The sequence below is a fragment of the Streptomyces noursei ATCC 11455 genome, assembly GCF_001704275.1.
GTDB lineage: Bacteria > Actinomycetota > Actinomycetes > Streptomycetales > Streptomycetaceae > Streptomyces > Streptomyces noursei.
The window spans coordinates 4,758,788-4,776,501 of record NZ_CP011533.1 but is presented as its reverse complement, the minus strand read 5'-3'; the positions used below and the strand labels follow the sequence as shown (position 1 = coordinate 4,776,501).

General features: G+C 71.6%; 17 protein-coding genes. 9 read left to right on the top strand and 8 right to left on the bottom strand.

Going from position 1 to position 17,714, the window contains the following annotated elements; all coding sequences use genetic code 11:
• Window positions 1–141: 141 nt before the first annotated feature.
• The 5 genes from SNOUR_RS20150 (at window position 142) to SNOUR_RS20130 (ending at window position 6,383) form a co-directional block, all read left to right on the top strand.
• Window positions 142–1,299: a MerR family transcriptional regulator gene (locus SNOUR_RS20150; protein ID WP_067349151.1), complete on the top strand. Its 1,158-nt coding sequence runs from the start codon at window positions 142–144 to the stop codon at window positions 1,297–1,299.
• 107 nt (window positions 1,300–1,406) lie between these two features.
• Window positions 1,407–2,099 carry a hypothetical protein gene (locus tag SNOUR_RS20145; RefSeq protein ID WP_067349149.1) on the top strand — a complete coding sequence of 231 codons (693 nt, stop codon included), beginning with the start codon at window positions 1,407–1,409 and terminating at the stop codon, window positions 2,097–2,099.
• 330 nt (window positions 2,100–2,429) lie between these two features.
• Window positions 2,430–3,788 (top strand): serine hydrolase domain-containing protein, encoded by a 1,359-nt coding sequence (locus SNOUR_RS20140; protein WP_067358547.1) that lies wholly within the window; start codon window positions 2,430–2,432, stop codon window positions 3,786–3,788.
• 179 nt (window positions 3,789–3,967) lie between these two features.
• Window positions 3,968–5,107: a pyridoxal-phosphate-dependent aminotransferase family protein gene (locus SNOUR_RS20135; protein ID WP_067349147.1), complete on the top strand. Its 1,140-nt coding sequence runs from the start codon at window positions 3,968–3,970 to the stop codon at window positions 5,105–5,107.
• Window positions 5,108–5,582: 475 nt separating this feature from the next.
• Window positions 5,583–6,383, top strand: coding sequence for a TetR/AcrR family transcriptional regulator (locus SNOUR_RS20130; RefSeq protein ID WP_312632882.1), 801 nt, complete (start codon window positions 5,583–5,585; stop codon window positions 6,381–6,383).
• A 15-nt stretch (window positions 6,384–6,398) separates the two neighbouring features.
• Here SNOUR_RS20130 and SNOUR_RS20125 read toward each other — a convergent pair whose 3' ends face one another.
• Both SNOUR_RS20125 and SNOUR_RS20120 read right to left on the bottom strand, forming a co-directional pair.
• The gene (locus SNOUR_RS20125) at window positions 6,399–6,851 is read right to left on the bottom strand and encodes a GNAT family N-acetyltransferase (protein ID WP_067349142.1); all 453 of its coding nucleotides are present in this window, start codon (window positions 6,849–6,851) and stop codon (window positions 6,399–6,401) included.
• A gap of 90 nt (window positions 6,852–6,941) precedes the next feature.
• Window positions 6,942–7,427, bottom strand: coding sequence for a MarR family winged helix-turn-helix transcriptional regulator (locus SNOUR_RS20120; protein ID WP_067349139.1), 486 nt, complete (start codon window positions 7,425–7,427; stop codon window positions 6,942–6,944).
• Between the two features lie 131 nt (window positions 7,428–7,558).
• Between SNOUR_RS20120 and SNOUR_RS20115 the strand changes: the two genes are divergently transcribed.
• Window positions 7,559–8,779, top strand: a complete 1,221-nt coding sequence (locus tag SNOUR_RS20115) for an MFS transporter (RefSeq protein ID WP_067349136.1) — start codon at window positions 7,559–7,561, stop codon at window positions 8,777–8,779.
• A 57-nt stretch (window positions 8,780–8,836) separates the two neighbouring features.
• Here the strand turns inward: SNOUR_RS20115 and SNOUR_RS20110 are convergent, their stop codons facing one another.
• The gene (locus SNOUR_RS20110) at window positions 8,837–9,367 is read right to left on the bottom strand and encodes a DUF2269 domain-containing protein (protein WP_067349133.1); all 531 of its coding nucleotides are present in this window, start codon (window positions 9,365–9,367) and stop codon (window positions 8,837–8,839) included.
• A 151-nt stretch (window positions 9,368–9,518) separates the two neighbouring features.
• Between SNOUR_RS20110 and SNOUR_RS20105 the strand changes: the two genes are divergently transcribed.
• The 3 genes from SNOUR_RS20105 to SNOUR_RS20095 all read left to right on the top strand — a co-directional run bounded on the left by SNOUR_RS20105 (window position 9,519) and on the right by SNOUR_RS20095 (window position 13,422).
• The gene (locus tag SNOUR_RS20105; protein ID WP_067349130.1) at window positions 9,519–10,157 is read left to right on the top strand and encodes an HAD family hydrolase; all 639 of its coding nucleotides are present in this window, start codon (window positions 9,519–9,521) and stop codon (window positions 10,155–10,157) included.
• A gap of 459 nt (window positions 10,158–10,616) precedes the next feature.
• Window positions 10,617–12,494, top strand: a complete 1,878-nt coding sequence (locus SNOUR_RS20100; protein ID WP_067349127.1) for a globin domain-containing protein — start codon at window positions 10,617–10,619, stop codon at window positions 12,492–12,494.
• A gap of 94 nt (window positions 12,495–12,588) precedes the next feature.
• A complete protein-coding gene (locus SNOUR_RS20095; RefSeq protein WP_174717882.1) occupies window positions 12,589–13,422 on the top strand; it encodes a pyridoxamine 5'-phosphate oxidase family protein in 834 nt (277 codons plus the stop codon).
• A 15-nt stretch (window positions 13,423–13,437) separates the two neighbouring features.
• Here SNOUR_RS20095 and SNOUR_RS20090 read toward each other — a convergent pair whose 3' ends face one another.
• From SNOUR_RS20090 to SNOUR_RS20070, 5 genes are all read right to left on the bottom strand, one after another.
• Window positions 13,438–13,917, bottom strand: coding sequence for an NUDIX domain-containing protein (locus tag SNOUR_RS20090; RefSeq protein ID WP_067349125.1), 480 nt, complete (start codon window positions 13,915–13,917; stop codon window positions 13,438–13,440).
• 54 nt (window positions 13,918–13,971) lie between these two features.
• On the bottom strand, window positions 13,972–14,868 hold the full coding sequence (locus SNOUR_RS20085) for a LysR family transcriptional regulator (protein WP_067349123.1): 897 nt from the start codon (window positions 14,866–14,868) through the stop codon (window positions 13,972–13,974).
• 93 nt (window positions 14,869–14,961) lie between these two features.
• On the bottom strand, window positions 14,962–16,419 hold the full coding sequence (locus tag SNOUR_RS20080; protein ID WP_067349120.1) for a tyrosine-type recombinase/integrase: 1,458 nt from the start codon (window positions 16,417–16,419) through the stop codon (window positions 14,962–14,964).
• On the bottom strand, window positions 16,389–16,901 hold the full coding sequence (locus SNOUR_RS20075) for an ImmA/IrrE family metallo-endopeptidase (RefSeq protein WP_079142792.1): 513 nt from the start codon (window positions 16,899–16,901) through the stop codon (window positions 16,389–16,391). The genes SNOUR_RS20080 and SNOUR_RS20075 overlap by 31 nt, the downstream gene beginning before the upstream one ends.
• Window positions 16,902–16,990: 89 nt before the next feature.
• Window positions 16,991–17,554, bottom strand: a complete 564-nt coding sequence (locus SNOUR_RS20070; protein WP_159425884.1) for a helix-turn-helix domain-containing protein — start codon at window positions 17,552–17,554, stop codon at window positions 16,991–16,993.
• Window positions 17,555–17,714 lie beyond the last annotated feature (160 nt).

The window sequence follows — 17,714 nt, the reverse complement described above, 5'->3', positions numbered from 1 at the left end:
AGGCGAGAGGGACGGACCAGGCGGCGCTCGACCGGCTGCTGGCGCGGCCGGGGCGGGCCAGGACGGCGCGCCGGGACGCGGCCGGCCGCAGACCGCGGCCGGTTTGACCTTCAGGTTGGTCGAAGCCCCAGAATCGCCGCCATGGACGACGACGGGGAACTCCTGGGCATCGGCGCGTTCGCCCGGCGGGTGGGGCTGACGCCGAGCGCGCTGCGCTTCTACGACGACTGCGGGGTGCTGCGGCCGGACCGGGTGGACGCCGCCACGGGGTACCGGCGCTATGCGGCCCGGCAGATGGCGCGGGCGGCACGGCTGCGGCAACTGCGGGCGGCGGGGCTGCCGTTGGTGGACGTCGAGACCGTGCTCGACGGTCCCGAGGACGCGGCCCGGAACGTGCTGCGGGCCCACCTGGAGCGGACCCGCCGGGCGGCAGACGAGGCGCGGGCCGTGGTGGAGGGCTTTCTGAGCGGGACGCCCGGGGAGCCGGCGTCTCGCGGCGGCGCGGCGCGGGCTCGGGTGGACGGGCCGGAACTCGCCAGCGCGGTGCGGCAGGTGGCGCCCGCGGCGGCGGTCGGCACGGCGGCGGAGGAGTTCCCGGTGTTGGGGTCCGTTCTGCTCGAACTCGCCGAGGGAGAGGTGCGGTTGGTGGCCACCGACCGCTATCGGCTGGCGGTGCGCGGGCTGCGGCCGGAGGTCTTCGAGGGCGGACCGTGGCGGGTGCTGATCGCGGTGGATGCCGCGCGCCGGATGGCGGAGTGGGCGGTGCGGCAGCGGGCGGTCGAGGTGGAGTGCCCGGCCGTGGTGGACGCTTCCGGTATCGCGCGGGTGCGGCTGTGGAGCGGGGCGGAGCCCTGGGAGCCGGGGGCCCCGGGCACGGGGGCCGCCGGAGTGGGCGAGCCGGGGGAGTTCCCGGACTACCGGCTGATGTTGACGGGGCTGGCCGATGCGCGGCACCGGGTGATCGTGGACCGGGCAGGACTGCGGGACGCGGTGGCGGACCGGGGTGGGGCGGTGGTGTCGCTGGCGTTCGGGGCGGTCATGGTGCCGGATGCGGAGGGCGCCACGCACGGGGCGCTGGAGGTGTCGGGTGGGGAGTCCGACGCGGTCCGGCTGCCCGCGGTCCGTACCGGGTCCGGGCTGCGGATCTCCTTCGACCCGGCGGTCCTGGTGCCGGTGCTGGAGGCCGGGGTGGGGCCCGATGTGTTGCTGGAGATCGCGTCGGAGGACCAACCCGTCGTCGTCCGGTCCGCGGACCAGGGGAGTTTCACAGCGATGGTGATGCCGGTGCGGGGCCGTTGAGGGAGGGCGGCCGAGGGGCGGCGGTCGGAGCGGGACGGTGCGGAAACGGAGACGGTACGGGCCCGGGACGGCGGGTGCGACCCGGGGTCGAGGGAGGAAGTGGGCGGATGGATCCGGAACTGCCGGTGGTGCGGCTGTGTGTGGCGGGCATGCAGGCCGAGGCGGAGGGGCGGGCGGAGGTGGCGCGGGCTCTCTTCCAACAGGCGTGGGACGGTGCCCGCGACGACTACGAGGCATGCATCGCCGCGCACTATCTCGCGCGGCATCAGGGCTCGCCCGCGGAGACGCTGCGCTGGAACCAGGAGTGCCTGGACCGTGCCGACCGGGTCGGCGACGCGCGGGTACGGGACTTCTATCCGTCGCTGTACGTGAACATGGGGAACGCGCATCGGGAACTCGGTCGACTCGCCGTGGCCCACTGGTACTTCGTGCGGGCGGCGGAGCGGGCGGCCGATGCGCCCGAGGGGCAGTACGGCGACTGGAACCGCTTCGCGATCGCGGAGGGACTGCGGGACACCGCGGACGCGGTGGCTGCCGAAGGGGACGAGGAGGCCGGTGCGCGAGGGGGCGTCGCGGAGGGCGTCGAGCGGCCGGTCCGGGAGCTGTTCTTGCGGTGGTGCGAGCGAGGCGACCTGAAGGCGCTGGGGCTGACGCTCCCGGCGTATCTGGGATATCTGGGGACGGACGAGGACCGGGTACGTCTGCGGAGTGCGCTGCACATGGTGCACGCGGCGCGCTGGCTTCCCGCGGACGAACAGAGCCTGCTGGAGGAGGCGATGGGGGCCTTCGCCGTGCGATGACGCGTGGAGGTTTCACGTGAAACGGCGGGGCCGCGGCGTGCCGATGTTTCACGTGAAACGGCGGCCCGGTGACGCGTGGCTGTTTCACGTGAAACGGAGAGGTGCCGGGGGCGGCGGTCAGGGCAGGATGGCGGCGCGGTGGGTAGTAGCTCGCCGCCGGCGCGGGCCCGCTGAGCCGGTCCTGCTGGGTGAGAAGTCTTGTTGAGGAGCGTCATGACGGTGGTGGAATCCGCGCAGTCGCAGGAGCCCGAGTCGCGTGAGGGAGAGGCGCGTGAGGTGGTCCCGCGCGGCGGTGCCATCGTCGATTCGGCCGAGGCGTATGCGGAGTTGATGCCGCAGACGCGGCGGGCGTTGCTGCGACGGCTGGCGATCGCGCAGGCCGAGGGGCGGGCGCCGTCGATGATGGGTGCGGTGGTCCGTGGCGGCCAGGTGGTCTGGACGGGTGCCCGGAGTGCGGTGGACGGTGAGGTGCCGCACGGCGATGTGCAGTACCGGATCGGCTCGCTGACCAAGAACTTCGTGGCTGTGCTCGTGCTCCGGCTGGGGGACGAGGGACTGTTGCGGCTGGACGACACCATCGGGACCCATCTGAAGGACGTCCCGGTGCCCGAGGCAACGATCGCCCAACTCCTGTCGCACAGCGCGGGATTGGCGGCCGAATCCCGTGGTCCGTGGTGGGAGCGGACCGCCGGAGAACTGCGGCCCGAGCCCGCCGATCTGTTCGGCGAGCGGCCGCGGCTGCATCCGGCGGGGCGGCGGCACCACTACTCCAACCCCGGCTACGCCGTGCTCGGGGCGCTGGTCGAGCGGCTGCGGGACGGGACGCCGTGGGGCGAGGTGCTGCGCCGTGAGGTGCTGGAGCCGCTGGGGATGGCCCGTACGACGCTCCGGCCGGAGATGCCGCATGCGGGCGGCTGGGCGGTCCACCCCTGGGCCGATGTGATGCTGCCGGAGCCGGCGCACGACACCGGGCTGATGGGCCCGGCCGGGCAGTTGTGGTCGACGGCCGAGGACCTGTGCCGGTGGGCGGCGTTCCTGTTGCGGGGCGACGAGCGGGTGCTGAGCGCGGCGAGCCTGGCCGAGATGCGGACCCCCGCGGTGCCGCCGGAGGGCGACGACTGGGACGCGGGCTACGGCCTGGGTACCCAGCTCGTCCGGCGGAGCGGGCGCCGGTTGGCCGGGCACACCGGGTCGATGCCGGGGTTCCTGGCGGTGCTGTGGGTCGATCCGGAAGAGGACACCGCGGCGCTCGCGCTGGCGAACTGCACCTCGGGCATCCCGATCGGCACGGTGGCGGCCGACCTCCTGAAGATCGTCGCGCACCACGAACCGCGGATCCCGGAGCCGTGGCGCCCGCTGCCGGGCGCGGTGGACGAGGACCTGCTGGCCCTGACCGGGCCCTGGTACTGGGGCGCGAACCCGTTCGCGCTGCGGCTGACGGGTTCCCACGGACTGGAGTTGGTCACGCTCTCCGGTGTGGGGCGCACCTCGCGCTTCCGCGCCGAGGCCGACGGCGCCTGGACCGGACTGGACGGCTACTACGCGGGCGAGACGCTGCGGGCGGTGCGGGCACCGGACGGTACGGTCACCCACCTCGACCTGGGGACCTTCGTCTTCACGCGTGGACCCTACGAGCCCGCCGGGCCGGTGCCGGGTGGCGTGGACCCCGAAGGCTGGCGGGGCGTCTGACCCGGCGAGGAGTGCGGAGCGGGTGCGGGGCCGGGCGGCCGGTTCCGCGCCGCGGGTGAGCCGAGGGTCCCGGGCTGCGGCCCGGGCCCGTACGGCGGGCACTCTCCGGGCGGACGTACAGTCGAGCGAGATGTCAGGAGCCGCCGCAGTGCGCGGCTCGCTACCGCTGGAAGGCCACTGTGACTGCCGTGACTGCGAATGTCGACGCCCCGGTCCTGCTCGATCTGCCTCCGCTCGACGCCGCCCGTTTCGCGCGGATCGAGGACAAGGTCGCGGCGCTGATGCGCACCCGCTGCGATGTCGTCGCGACACAGGGCGAGGCGCTGCTGCCCCTGGAGGCGTGCATCCGCTCGGCCGTGCGGCCCGGCAGCACCGCCCTCAACATCATCACCGGCCCCTACGGCGAGACCTTCGGCGGCTGGCTGCGCTCCTGTGGCGCCGAGGTGGTCACCCTCAGCGCGCCCTTCACCGGCGCGGTCACCGCCGAGCAGGTGGCGGACGCCCTGCGGGAGCGCCCCGAGATCGACTTCGTGAGCCTGGTGCACGCCGAGGCGGCGACCGGCAACACCAACCCCGTCGCCGAGATCGGTGCGGTGGTGCGTGAGCACGGGGCCCTGCTGATGCTCGACGCGGTCGCCTCGGTGGGTGCCGAGCCGCTGCTCACCGACGAGTGGGGAGTGGATCTGTGTGTGATCGGTGGTCAGAAGGCGCTGGCCGGGCCGGCCGGGGTCTCCGCGGTGTCGGTCAGCGCCCGCGCCTGGGAGCGCATCGCGGCCAATGAGCAGGCGCCGCGCCGTTCGTACCTCTCGCTGCTGGACTGGAAGGAGCGCTGGATCGACGCCGGGCGCACCGCCCTTCCGCACGCCCCGGCGCAGCTGGAGATGCTGGCGCTGGAGCAGGCCGTGGACCGGATCGAGGCGGAAGGGCTGGACCGTGTCATCGCCCGTCACCGGGCCGCTGCCGCGGCCGTCCGGGCGGGTGTCGCGGTGCTCGGCGGGCCGGTGCCCTATGTGATCCGGGACGAGCACGCGGCGCCGGCCGCCACCACGCTCCGCACGCCGGCAGGGGTGGACGCCCGTGAGGTGGTCGCCGCCGCGGTCGCCGCCGACGGCGCGGTTCCGGTGCAGGCCGCCGCCGGTGCCCTGGCGGCGGAGATGATCCGGGTGAACCACTACGGGCAGGCCGCGGACCGCGCGGTGGTGCTTGCCTCGTTGGCGGCGCTGGCGGCCGGCCTGCGGGCGCTGGGGCTGGAGGTCGACGAGGACGCGGCGGCCGGCGCGGCCGGCGTGGCATGGGACGAGGTCATCGCCGCGGCCTGAGCCGTACTGACTGCTGACTGCTGACTCGTCGGGCGTCTTCTCGGCCGTCGGACGCGCCCTCGACAGGAGGGCCCCGGGTGTGGTCTGTTTCACGTGAAACAGACCACACCCTTTTTGCTGCCCGTGCCCGTGCCCGTGCCCACCGCTCGTGCTCCGCGCCCCGTGCTCCGCGCCCAGCTCCAGGCCCCCAGCCCAGCTCTCGGCCACCAGCTCGTCGTCTCCGGTCTCGTCGTCTCCGTCTCGTCATCCCGCGCCGCTGCCTCCGCTGCCTCCGCCGACTCCGCAGCCTTCACCTCGTCTCCGCGTCGCGGCAGCTGCCTCCTCTTCCCTCGCCCCAAGCCCGGTCCCGGCCCGGTCGTCCTTCCTCCGCGTGCCGATCCGCACGCATGTTTTAACGCCCTCGTAGAATCGGAACGCTCAGCCCGGTTGTCCCTCCGGGTGTGGAATGCGGAGGAGCAGGGTGGTTTCAGGAGGCGTGCGGAGTGCGGACGGCCGACCGGTGGTCGCTCGCGCGGATGCGCGGCGGAATCGTGCGCTGGTGCTCCAGGCGGCCCGATCCGCCTTCGAGGAACGGGGGTTGGCGGTCCCGCTCGACGAGATCGCCCGACGTGCCGGGGTCGGTGCGGGGACCGTCTACCGCCACTTCCCCTCCAAGGAAGCCCTGTTCAGGGAAGCGGTCAGGGACCGGATGTGGCTGTTCGCCGATGCCGCGGGGGACTTGGTCGACGCGGACGACCCCGGCGGGGTGTTCTTCCGCTTCCTGGCGTCGGTGGTGCGGCTGGCCGCCCCGAACCGGGCGCTGTGCGAGGTGCTGGAGGCGGCCGGAGAGGGCGGCCCGGCACCGGCGGACGAGGGGCCGGCGGGTCCGGATCTGGAGTTCCTGGTGGCCCTCGGCGTGCTGCTGTCCAGGGCCCAACAGGCGGGCGCGGTACGTGCGGACGTCGATCTGGACGACGTCCGCACGCTGCTGGCCGGGTGTCTGGCGATGGAGCGCCGGCGGTCGGTCGGGCGGGGCCCGGCGGGGCGGGACCCAGCGCCCGGCGCGGCGCCGATGGGCCGGATGACGGCGCTGATGCTCGACGGGCTGCGCGCCGACCGGTCCGTAACGGAACTGCCGGTCGCCGCGCCGATTCGTCACGAAACCCGGTGTCCGGTGTGTGGTGCGCCGCTCGTGGCGGCGCGCACCGGGCGGCCCGCGCGGTACTGCGGCGGGGCCTGTCGGCAGAAGGCCCACCGGGCGCGGGCGCGTCGTACCGCTCCCCCGGACCGCGGCTGACCGCCTTCCGGCCGGTCAGAGCTGGCGCTTGAAGCCCAGGTGGGACGCCTCGAAGCCGAGGCGCTCGTAGAAGCGGTGCGCGTCGAGGCGGGTGGCGTCGGAGGTGAGCTGGACGAGCTGGCAGCCGAGGCGGCGGGACTCCGCGACCGCCCACTCGACGAGCTCGGTGCCCAGGCCGGAGCCGCGCTCGTCGGCGTGGATCCGTACCGCTTCGATGATCGTGCGGGTGGCGCCGCGCCGGGAGAGGCCGGGGATCACGGTGAGCTGGAGCGTGCCGATCACGCGACCGTCCCGCTCGGCGACGACCAGGTGCTGTTTCGGGTCGGCGTCCAGCGTGGCGAACGCGGTGCGGTAGGGCGCGAGGTCGTCGGGGGACTCGCGGCTGGCGCCCAGGGGGTCGTCGGCGAGCATCGCGACGATGGCCGGCAGGTCGGCTTCGGTGGCGCGTCGTATCTCAAGATCGCTCATGAACGTGACCCTATGCCGCGGCTCCGGGCCGGCCCAGGGTGTCGGCGGGTGCTGCCCGACATCCTGGCGGGTTTGGAGTGTTCTGCCCCGTTACGCGGAGGCGCCCAGCGTCTCGACCGCCGTCACCAGAGGCGCCAGCTCGGGGCGCTGCGCGGCGTCCTGGAGGGACTCGCGCAGGGCGGTGTCGTGGGTGGGGCGGGCCTCTTCGAGGAGGCGCAGCCCGTCGGGCGTGACGTTGGTGTAGATGCCGCGCCGGTCGTCGGGGCACAGGTAGCGGGAGAGCAGCCCGCGCTCCTCCAGCCGGGTGACCAGTCGGGTGGTGGCGCTCTGGCTGAGCACGACCGAGTCGGCGACCTGGTGCATCCGCAGGTGGCCGCCCGGTCCGTCGTGCTGCTCGCTGAGGACGTTGAGGACCGAGAACTCCCGGACGCTGAGGCCGTGCCGGGCCTGGAGGGCCCGCTCGATGTGCGACTCGATGCGGCCGTGCAGGGCGGAGAGCGCGCACCAGCCCTGGGCGAGGCCCCCGGAGGCCGTGCCCTGCGTCGTCGTGGCCGTCTCCCGTGTCCGCTGCGCCATCGCAGACCTCCTCATCCGTCGTGGGACCAGGATATGGCACATCTGAAATATCAGGCGCTTGCAAGTAAAGTCGTCTGCAATTATTGTGAACGCTGGTTTGAGATGGGTGCAATCAATTGGAAGGATCCGTCATGCCTCTCGCTCTCCTGGCGCTCGCCATCGGCGCCTTCGGGATCGGCACGACCGAGTTCGCGGTCATGGGCCTGCTGCCCGACATGGCGGCCGACTTCGGCGTCTCCATCCCGCTCGCCGGCTACGCGACCACCGTCTACGCCCTCGGGGTGGTGGTCGGCGCGCCCCTGATGACCGTGCTCGGCACCCGCTTCACCCGGAAGCAGATGCTGATGCTGCTGATGGGCCTGTTCGTCGTGGGCAACCTGCTCACCGGTCTCGCGCCCACCTTCGGGCTGGTGCTCGCCGGCCGGGTCGTCGCGGCGTTCACGCACGGCGCGTTCTTCGGCATCGGCTCGCTGGTGGCCGCCGACCTCGTCGCCCCCGAGAAGCGGGCCGCCGCGATCTCGCTGATGTTCAGCGGCCTGACCGTGGCCAACGTCGTGGGCGTGCCCGCCGGCACCCTGCTCAGCCAGCAGTTCGGCTGGCGCACCACCTTCTACGCGATCGCCGCGTTCGGGGTGCTGGGGCTGCTGGGCATCGTCAAGCTGGTCCCGGCGCAGGGGGTCAGGGCGGCCGCCCGGATCGGCAGCGAGCTGGCGGTCTTCCGCAACCCGCAGGTCGGCCTGGCGATGCTGATGACCGTGCTCGGTTTCGGCGGGGTCTTCGCGGCCATCACCTACCTCGCCTCGATGATGACCGAGGTCACCGGCTTCGCACCGTCCTCCGTGATCTGGCTGATCGCGGTCTTCGGCCTCGGGATGGTCGGGGGCAACCTCGTCTCCGGCCGGTTCACCGACCGCGCCATGATGCCGATGCTGTACGCGTCCCTGACCGGGCTGGCGGTGGTGCTGGCCGGGTTCACCTACACCGCGCACTACAAGATCGCTGCGCTCGTCACCGTCGGGCTGATCGGTTTCTTCGGCTTCGCGACCGTGCCGCCGCTCCAGAAGCGGGTGCTCGACCACGCGGCCGCCGCCCCCACCCTGGCCTCGGCCGGCAACATCGCGGCCTTCAACTTCGGCAACGCGCTGGCCGCGTGGCTCGGTGGCCTGGTGATCTCGGCCGGGCTGGGCCTGACCGCGACCAACTGGGTGGGCGCGCTGATGGCCGTCGCGGCGCTGGGCGTGGCGGTGCTGGCCTCCTCCCTGGAGCGCCGGCAGCGGGGCGGTGGACGGGTGGTGGCCGGGGGCGGCCCGGCCGTGACCGTCGACGAGACCGTTCCGGCGGCGCGGAGCTGAGGGTTCCGGTCGCCCGACCCGGTGGGCCGCACCGCAGCGGCCCGCCACCAGGGCCGCTCAGGACGGGGCGCCCGCCCGCTCCCGGTTCCCGGCCGACCGTGCCCCGCGCGGTCGGCCGCCGCGTCGGGTGCGTCCCCACGGCTTGAGGACGGAGACCGCGGTGAGGAAGAGGTAGAGCGCGGAGGCGACCGCCGGTGCGACCAGGACGCCGGGATCGGGCGCCGGACGGCCGGTGGCGGCCGCCGCGGCGAGGCCGGCGATGCCGGGACGGAGCGCGAGCAGCGTCAGCCCGACGGCCAGCAGCGTCGACCAGAACTTGGTGAGGACCCAGCGGTACCGGGCCAGTCCCCAGTGGGTACCGAGGGAGAGCGCGACACCGCTGGCCAGTGAGGCCGCCGCCACCGGGAGCACCAGGAAGTCCGTGAGGACCCCCATCGCCCGGTAGGCGGCCACGGCGGTCTCCGCGGAGCCGGCCGTGAAGCCGGCGAGGCCGAGGGTGAGGAGTCCGGTGGTGAGCCCCAGCCAGCTGACGGACACGGCGACGTGGACGACGAGGAGGGCCCGGCGGACGGGCCGGCTGAGCTGCATGCCTCCACAGTGGCGGGCGGCGCCCGGCCGGGCATCTGACGACGGGAGTATCCGCGCGTACGCGGCGGCGAGTACGGGCCGCGGAGAACCGCCGCCCACTTGTTTCCCGCCCGCCCCACCGGGCCCAGGGGACAGGCCCTAGGCTCCGCTCATGAGCAAGCTGCATCTGTTCGACATGGACGGAACCCTGCTCCATGGCTCCGCGGCCGCCGTCGAGATCTCCCGGCAGCTGGGGCTGGACCGGGAGATCGCCGAGTTGGAACGGGCCTTCGCGGCCGGAGAGCTGACCCCGGCCGGCTTCGCGCAGCGGGCCTGCGTGCTCTGGGCCGCCGCCGACCTGACCGACGATCAGGTGCAGGCGGCCTTCGAGGGCGCGCCGTGGATGGACGGCATCCGGGACGTGTGGGTCGACATCCGGGCGCGCGGCGAGAGATGTGCCGTGATTTCTCTCTCGCCGGGATTCTTCGTCGAACGGCTGCTGGCGTGGGGTGTCGACACCGCGCACGGCTCCCGATGGCCCGCGGTGCCGCTCCGCAAACCGCTGGAACCGTCCGGCATCCTCTCGTCGTCGGCGAAGGTGCGGATCACGGACGACCTCTGTGCGCGGTACGGGCTGACCCGGGGCGACTGCGTGGCGTACGGCGACTCCATGTCGGACGCCGAACTCTTCGCGGTGGTAACGGAGTCGGTGGCGGTGAATGCGGATCACCATGTCAGTGACCTGGCCACATATGCGTACACGGGACGTGATCTGCGTGAGGCTTACGAACTGGTGCGTACCGGCGAGTAATTCGGTGGACCACGTGCTTTCCCCGGTGGATTCGTCCGCTGTGGGCACGGAAATTGCGGTCTGTGGGGAGGATCACCGCTATTGGCGGGGCCGCGCCGAGTGTTCCCAGATCGAGGCTTGTGGTTTCAACTACTGCCGGTATGGTCGAGTCCGGCTTGGCGGGGGTGAGGATCTCCGTGGGCTCGTGGACAGCCGGGCAAAGCGCGTCAGCCTAGCGGGGAAGCGGCCCGTGGTACCCGGACTTCCCGCTGTTCGTCCGGTGTCGTGGGGCTGGGTGGCATGCTGACGGGATGGCATCTGCACCACTTGTCGCAAGGAAGTGAGACGTGTCCGCTTTAAGGGATGTTGCCGGAATCGCTTGAGTCGATTAAGAATTCCGGGCAGGACGGGGGAATTGCGGGCAGTTCCGGTCAGTGGAACGGCAAAGACAACCGAAAGACGTTCGAGGCGAGGCAGACCATGGACGCTCCGACCACCACGTCGGCCGATAGCGGCTCTTCTGGCGGCAGCAGTGGCGATTGGGGTTGGTTCACTCCGCCGGCGAAAAAATCTTCCGGAGATCAACAGGCCCGGAACGACAACCAGGACGGGCGGCAAGCGTCACGGGGCGACCATGACGAGCCGGGCGAACGCGCCGAAAGGGAACGGATACCCAGCCGTCCAGTCAACCCGATACGGCCGGTGGGCACCGCCGCCGAGCGGGAGACCGAGCCGGAGCCGCAGTGGGTGCCGCGACAGGGTCCGCAGCCGGGGTGGGATACGGGACAGCAGCCCGGCCCCGCCGCCACCGCCGCTCCCGTCGAGCGGCCCGAGCCCGCCGCCCCGCGCCCCGCGGCCGAGCCGGAACCGGTGCACGAGCCCGCCGCGCGGACCCCGTTCGACGCCTTCGGCTTCGTCGACCCGCGCACCTCGGCGGCCGGCTCCGCTGCTCCTGCTCCGGTGGCCCCTCCGGCCTACGCGGCTCCTGCGGCCCCTCTGGCCCACGCGGCTCCGGTGGCCCCTCCGGCCCCGTCTGCCCCCGCTGCTCCTTCCGGGCCCCCTGCTCCCCCCGCGCCCTCGGTCCCTGAGGGCTCTGCGGCCCCCGCCGCTTCGTCCGCCCCCGCGGCCTCCCCCGCGCCGTCCGCACCTCCGGCACCCCCCGCCGCGGAACCCTCCCTGGCCACGTTGCAGGCCACCGGCTCGTCCGACGCGGGGGCCTCTCCCGACGCGGTCCTCATCCGCCGCACCATGGCCGAGATCGAGCCCGTGGCCGACAAGGTCACCTCGTACTTCTACGCGCTGTTGTTCGTCCAGCACCCCGATCTGCGGGCGCTGTTCCCCGCCTCGATGGACGCCCAGCGCGACCGGCTCTTCAAGGCGCTGCTCACCGCCGCCCAGCACGTCGACAACGCCGAGGTGCTCACCCAGTACCTCTCGCAACTCGGCCGCGGGCACCGCAAGTACGGCACCCAGCCCGACCACTACCCGGCGGTCGGCGAGTGCCTGTTGAGCGCGCTGTCCCGTTATGCCACGGCCAGCTGGAGCCGGGAGACCGAGGACGCGTGGGTGCGCGCGTACACCGCGATCTCCCAGATCATGATCGACGCGGCGGCCGAGAACGAGGCCGTCGCCCCGGCCTGGTGGCAGGCCGAGGTCGTCGCGCACGAGCTGCGCACCCCCGACACCGCGGTGGTGACGGTCCGCCCGGACCAGCCGTACCCGTTCCGCGCCGGGCAGTACACCAGCCTGGAGACCCCCTGGTGGCCGCGGGTCTGGCGGCACTACTCCTTCGCCTCGGCGCCGCGCTCCGACGGCCTGCTCTCGTTCCATGTGAAGGCGGTGCCGGCCGGCTGGGTCTCCAACGCGCTGGTGCACCGCGCCCGGCCCGGCGACGTCCTGCGGCTCGGCGGGCCGGCCGGCTCGATGACCGTGGACCACTCCACCGGCAACGGCCTGCTGTGCGTCGGCGGTGGCACCGGCATCGCACCCATCAAGGCACTGATCGAGGACATCGCGGGCCACGGTTCCCGGCGCACGGTGGACGTCTTCTACGGGGCGCGCAGCGACCACGAGCTCTACGACATCGACACCATGCTGCGGCTGGAGCAGACCCACCCCTGGCTGACCGTCCGCCCGGTCGTCGCCATCGGGCCGGGCACCCGGGGCGGCCCCGCCACGGTCACCGGCCAACTCCCCGACGCGGTCCGGAAGTACGGCCCGTACCGGGAATACGACGCGTACCTTTCGGGTCCGCCGGGACTGATCCGCAGCGGTGTGGAGGCACTGGTGGGGGTCGGCGTCCGGGCCGAGCGGATACGGCACGACTCCATCGAAGAGCTGGTATCGACGGGAGACTGAGATCTTGGCAGTTGACGGGGAACACGGCCGGGCGAAGGAGGGACGGGGTCTTCGCCTGCCGGTGGAGCGGCCCGGGAGCGATGGTGAGCACCTGGTGCAGCAGAGACTCGGGACGACCGCGCGTGCCGACCGCTTCTACGCGGACCAGGTCCTGGACCACCTCAACGTGCGGATGCGGGAGTTCATCGCCCGCCAGGAGATGTTCTTCCTGGCCACGGCGGATCGGCACGGCGAGTGCGACTCCACCTTCCGCGCCGGGCCGCCCGGGTTCGTGCAGGTGCTGGACGACCGGCTGCTGGCGTACCCGGAGTACCGCGGCAACGGCGTGATGGCCTCCATCGGCAACATCTCGGAGAACCCGAGACTGGCCATCCTCATGATCGACTTCACCCGCGACCGGATCGGGCTGCACGTCAACGGCCGGGCCCGGGTCGTGCTCGACGAGGAGATGCGGGCCTGCTACCCGGGCCTGCCGGTGGACCCGGTCCCCGGGCGGCGGGCGCAGCTGTGGGTGACGGTCGAGGTCGAGGAGGCGTACATCCACTGCGCCAAGCACATTCCGCATCTGCAGAAGGTCCCGGCGAAGGAGCGCGGCGCCCGGGCCTGGGGCACCGACGACGTCAGGCGCAAGGGTGGCGACTTCTTCGGGGCCGCCGCCGAGGCGGAGCGGCGGCCGCTGTTCCGGCGTCCGCAGCGCGTCAACGAGCATCTGCGCGGCGGGCTGCACGAGGACGCACCGGAGCACGGGTACGGGGCCGAACCGGCGGCCCTGCCCGGCCCGCGGAGCCCCCTGCGGGACGGCCTGGCCGCGGAGCTGAACGGGGAGTTCCTCGACCGGGTCGAGCAGGTGCTGGCGCGCGCCCAGCCGCGCCGCCCCGCCGAGGACGCCCCGGAGTTCCGCGGCTGGTTCGACCGGCGCGACGGCTGACCCATCGGACAGGCCCTAGCCCAGATCGGGGGCGTGCATCGCGCGCACGCCCTCGATGTTGCCGTCCAGGTAGTGCCGCAGGGACAGCGGGACGACCTCGACCGAGGCGATCCCGACCCGGGTGAAGGGCACCCGCACGATCTCGTACTCGCCACACGGCTCCTCGACCTCGGGGCCGTGCCGGCGGGACGGATCCATCGAGTCCAGCCGGCAGACGAAGAAGTGCTGCACCTTGACGCCGTCCACGCCGCCGTCGGTGATGTGCTCGACGGTGTCGACGAAGACCGGCACCACATCGGTGACCTTGGCGCCCAGCTCCTCGTCCAGTTCGCGGTGGAGGGCCTCGATGACCGTGGCGTCCCCGGGCTCCACGCCGCCGCCCGGAGTGATCCAGTACGGGGCTCGACCCGGCTTGGTGCGCTTGATCAGTACGAGATCCGCTCCGTCGAGCAGAATCGCGCGGGCGGTGCGTTTGACGACTGGCCGTACGGTCATAGGGGACAGATGCCGCAGTCGCAGCCTGGTGAAACCCCTGTCCCAGCGCTTACGTCACCAGTCCGCCGCGGTGCGCAGCAGCCACTCGTGCGCCCGCGCGATGTGCGGTAGCCCCAGCGTCCCGGTCCGTACGGCCAGGAAGTAGGTGCGCAGCGGGGGCACCGGCGGGTCGAGGAGGGCGACCACCGCGCCGCTGGCCAGCGCCTCGGTGCACAGATAGCGGGGCAGGACGGCCAGTCCCGCGCCCGCCGTGACGCAGGACAGCACCGCCCGCAGGTCGCCGGCGACGACCGCGGCAGAGGCGGTGGGCTTGGCGTCGAAGACGGCGGCCCAGTAGCGGGCGATCAGCGGCAGACTCTCGTGGACCTCGACCAGCGGGACCGGGTCCAGTGCACGGACGCCGCGGGTCTCCAGGACGCCAGGGTCGCCCAGCCGGGCCGCCCAGTGGGGCGCGGCGACCAGCACGTGTTCCTCGTCGCACAGCGGGGTGGCGGTGAGCAGCCCGCCGCGCGGCCGGGTGGTGGTGACCGTCAGGTCGTGGTGGCCGGCGGCCAGGCCGTTCAGCAGCTCGTCGGCGTCGCCGAAGGCTGTGCGTATGGACAGGCCCTGGGTGATGAGCGGGCTCAGGGCGGGTAACGCGCGCTCGGCAGTGAACTCCGGTGGTCCGCCGAGGTGGAGCGTGCGGGTGGGGGAGTCCTGGTCCAGCCCGGCCTCGGTGATCTCGGTGAGGGCGTCGAGGTGCGGCGCGGCCTTGTGGGCGAGTTCGTCGCCGAAGGTGGTGGCGGTGACGCCACGGGCGCAGCGGACGAAGAGCGGGCGGCCCAACCGGCGTTCCAGCGTACGTATTTGGCTGGTCACCGCGGGCTGGGAGAGTCCGAGCAGCGCGGCGGCCCGGGTGAACGAGCCGGCCCGGTGGACCGTCACGAAGGTACGCAGCAGTGCCAGATCCATCGCGTACCTCCTGCGCCCCTCGGAAGCCTGGTCGCGGGCCAACTATAAATTTGTCGATAGGGCTGTGTCGCTAGCGTGATTGGACACTGACGCTCAGTCAACTAGCCTTGTTGAAGCGGTTCGTTTCACGTGAAACATCGGTCTGTGAGACGTCCGGACCGGGCTCACGGAACCGCCGGCCGGCAGGGTGACGAGGGGGGATACCCTGCCGGCCGTTCTAAGTGGGGTGCTGACCTGCACTTTCGTCTTCTCCAGTGACTTCCAGATCAGCGCTGGGGAGTCTGTGGGGAGTATCAGCACGCGGGGAGCGCCCGGCTTTGTCGCGCCGAGCAGGGCGTCGATGGCGGCCACGCCCTTGCTGCCAGCATCGGGGATGAAGTGGGCGTAGTACTCCAGCGTGATCGTTGAGGTCTCGTGGCCGAGCCAAACGGAGAGGGTGACGATCGACTCGCCGGCGTGGAGCACCTTGGAGGCGTAGGTGTGCCGCAAAGCGTGGAAGCCGTACTTGCGGGTGTGGGGGAACTGCCGCCGCTTGGTGCCGGGCGGCGGCGTGGAGATCACTCCCGCGGCCACGAGCGCGGGCTTCCAGACGTAGCTGTTCCAGTCCTTGTAGTTGATCGCCTTGCCCGCGGTGGTGGTCATCAGGAGCCGATGCTTCTGTGTCTCCGTGGCGTCCTCGGCGCCCCAGGGCAGCTCCACTTCGGCCGGGGCGAACTCCCGTATGTACGACCGAACTTCTTGGGCTACTGACCGCGGCAACTTCGCGGCGCGGGTCTTCTCGCCCTTCGGCAGCTTGAAGTAGCGTTTCGCCCCGTTGTCGATGCGCACCTGTCGGCGCACGTGGACGACCATGTTGTCGAAGTCGAAGTCTTCGATGGACAGACCGAAGACCTCCCCCTGGCGCAAGCCGCACCCGACGCCGATGATCACGGCAATCCTGTGCCGGCGGTCGATGCACTCGCGCACTCGGTGGACGACAGCGTCCGACCACGCTTCCCGCTTCTCCTTGGTCTTCTTCGAAGGGAAGACCACCGAGCTGGAGCGGGCAGGATTGGACGGGATGCGCTTGTCCTCGACCGCGACGTCGAGGATGTTGGCCAGGAGCGAGCAGATGCTGTGCGCGTAGCTGCCGGCGAGAGCAGCCTGCTTGGTGTCCGTCAGGTACGCGATGAACTTGCGGATACCAGCGGAAGCGATCAGGTTGAGCGGTACCGCGCCGAAGGCGGCACGTATGTAGTTGAGCCGAGCGTCGGTGAACTTGCTGCTGCCGGCTGTCCCGGCACGGCCTGGCAGCCAGTACTCGTCGACGTACTCGTCCATCGTGATGGAGCCGTCGCGGGGGTCGGTGAAGGTTCCCCGGCTGGTGTCCGTCTGAGAGTTGGCGAGCCAGGTCTTGGCGTCTTCGTGGACGTCGAAGGAGTGGTCACGAACGCCGGGTATGCCGCCGACTCTGTAGCGCTTGCCCTTGCCGTAGCGGGCGGTTCTCTTGCGCTTGCCGGTCTTGGGGTCCTTCCTTTTGGTCAGCCAGCGATCCTCGATGTATCCAGGCATTCCAGTTCTCTTTGGCGTATGCGAAGCCGGACGCGGAGCATGTGCTCGGTGACGTTCAGTTCCTGGGCGGCTTCCTCATGTGAGGCGGCCCAAGGAAGTACAGCTTCGAGTTCAACAGCGGGGATGAGTCTGCGGGCCGCGGCCTCGTCGGCGTAGATCTCCTGACGTCGCGCCCACAGGCGCCCCAGGGGTGTCCTGTCGCTGCATTCGTCGTCGTTGCGCCGGGCGTGCTCGACCTCATGGGCGAGCCCGCAGCGCTCTTGAACCGCTGTCAGCTGGTCGGCGATGACGATCAGGCGGCGTGAGGGAACCCACCAGGCCCAGGAGTGGCGCAGCGGCGCGTACCGGATGTGCAGGCCCATTGCCTCGGCTTCGTCCCATGGGGAGTAGGGGGCGGCAAGGGCGTCGATGGGACGACGTTGGGCAGGCACGGTCTCGCGGCGCGATGTGGCGCGCGCGTCGTCGAAGGCATGGGAAGGCATGCGTCCCCGTTCCAACTGTTGCAAGACGGATGTTGATCTTGTCGGGATTCATCCATTGTGCGCAAGTCGAAACTTTGGGTCACAGTTTGCTACTTCTTGGCCTGCTCCTCATCAAATGAGCGGACGACTTCGTCGACGATGGCGCGGTCTGATTCGGGGCCGCCCTCGCCACCAGGGGAGTGGGCGACAGCTGCGAAGTGTTCCTGGGTCAGGCGATCCTTCGCCTTCCGCGCGGAAACGGTGGCTGCCAGCAGTGCTTCCGCGGCGGCTTCGAATTCGACCACTACTTCCGGAGGAGCGCCCAACTCCTCGCATACGCGGCTGAATTCCATGGCGCCTGCCAGTGCTCGCAGCGCTTGGCCGGCCTGCATGGCGTCCCCCGTGGTCCGAACGCGCGGTAGCTCTGGGGCGGGTGTGATGACTTCCCCTCTCAGGAAGTCGTCCACCGTGCCCGGCTGCCATCCGAGGGCCGATTCGATGTGGGTGAGGGTGTAAGGCTTCCGCCGCTTCGGCGCGGTCCCGGATTCGGCGTTCTTCACGCTCCCTACGGATACGCCTGCCCGCTCCGCCAATTCCGCCTGGCTCAGGCCCTGACGTTCCCTCTCTCGCCGGATGGCGACCGCCAGTCGCTTCCAGCCTGATGGCTCGTTCAAGATCCTTGCCCATTCGTTGGCCTGCCTGATTGGGCAACGCTAATTCCTTTCCTGTTACGTCTGCAACGCGTGGAAACGCACTGAAACGCAGCCTGCCATGGATGGCCAACGAATGTCCATCGTTTGCTTGCTTCGTTGTCTTTCGTTGGCTAACTTCGTG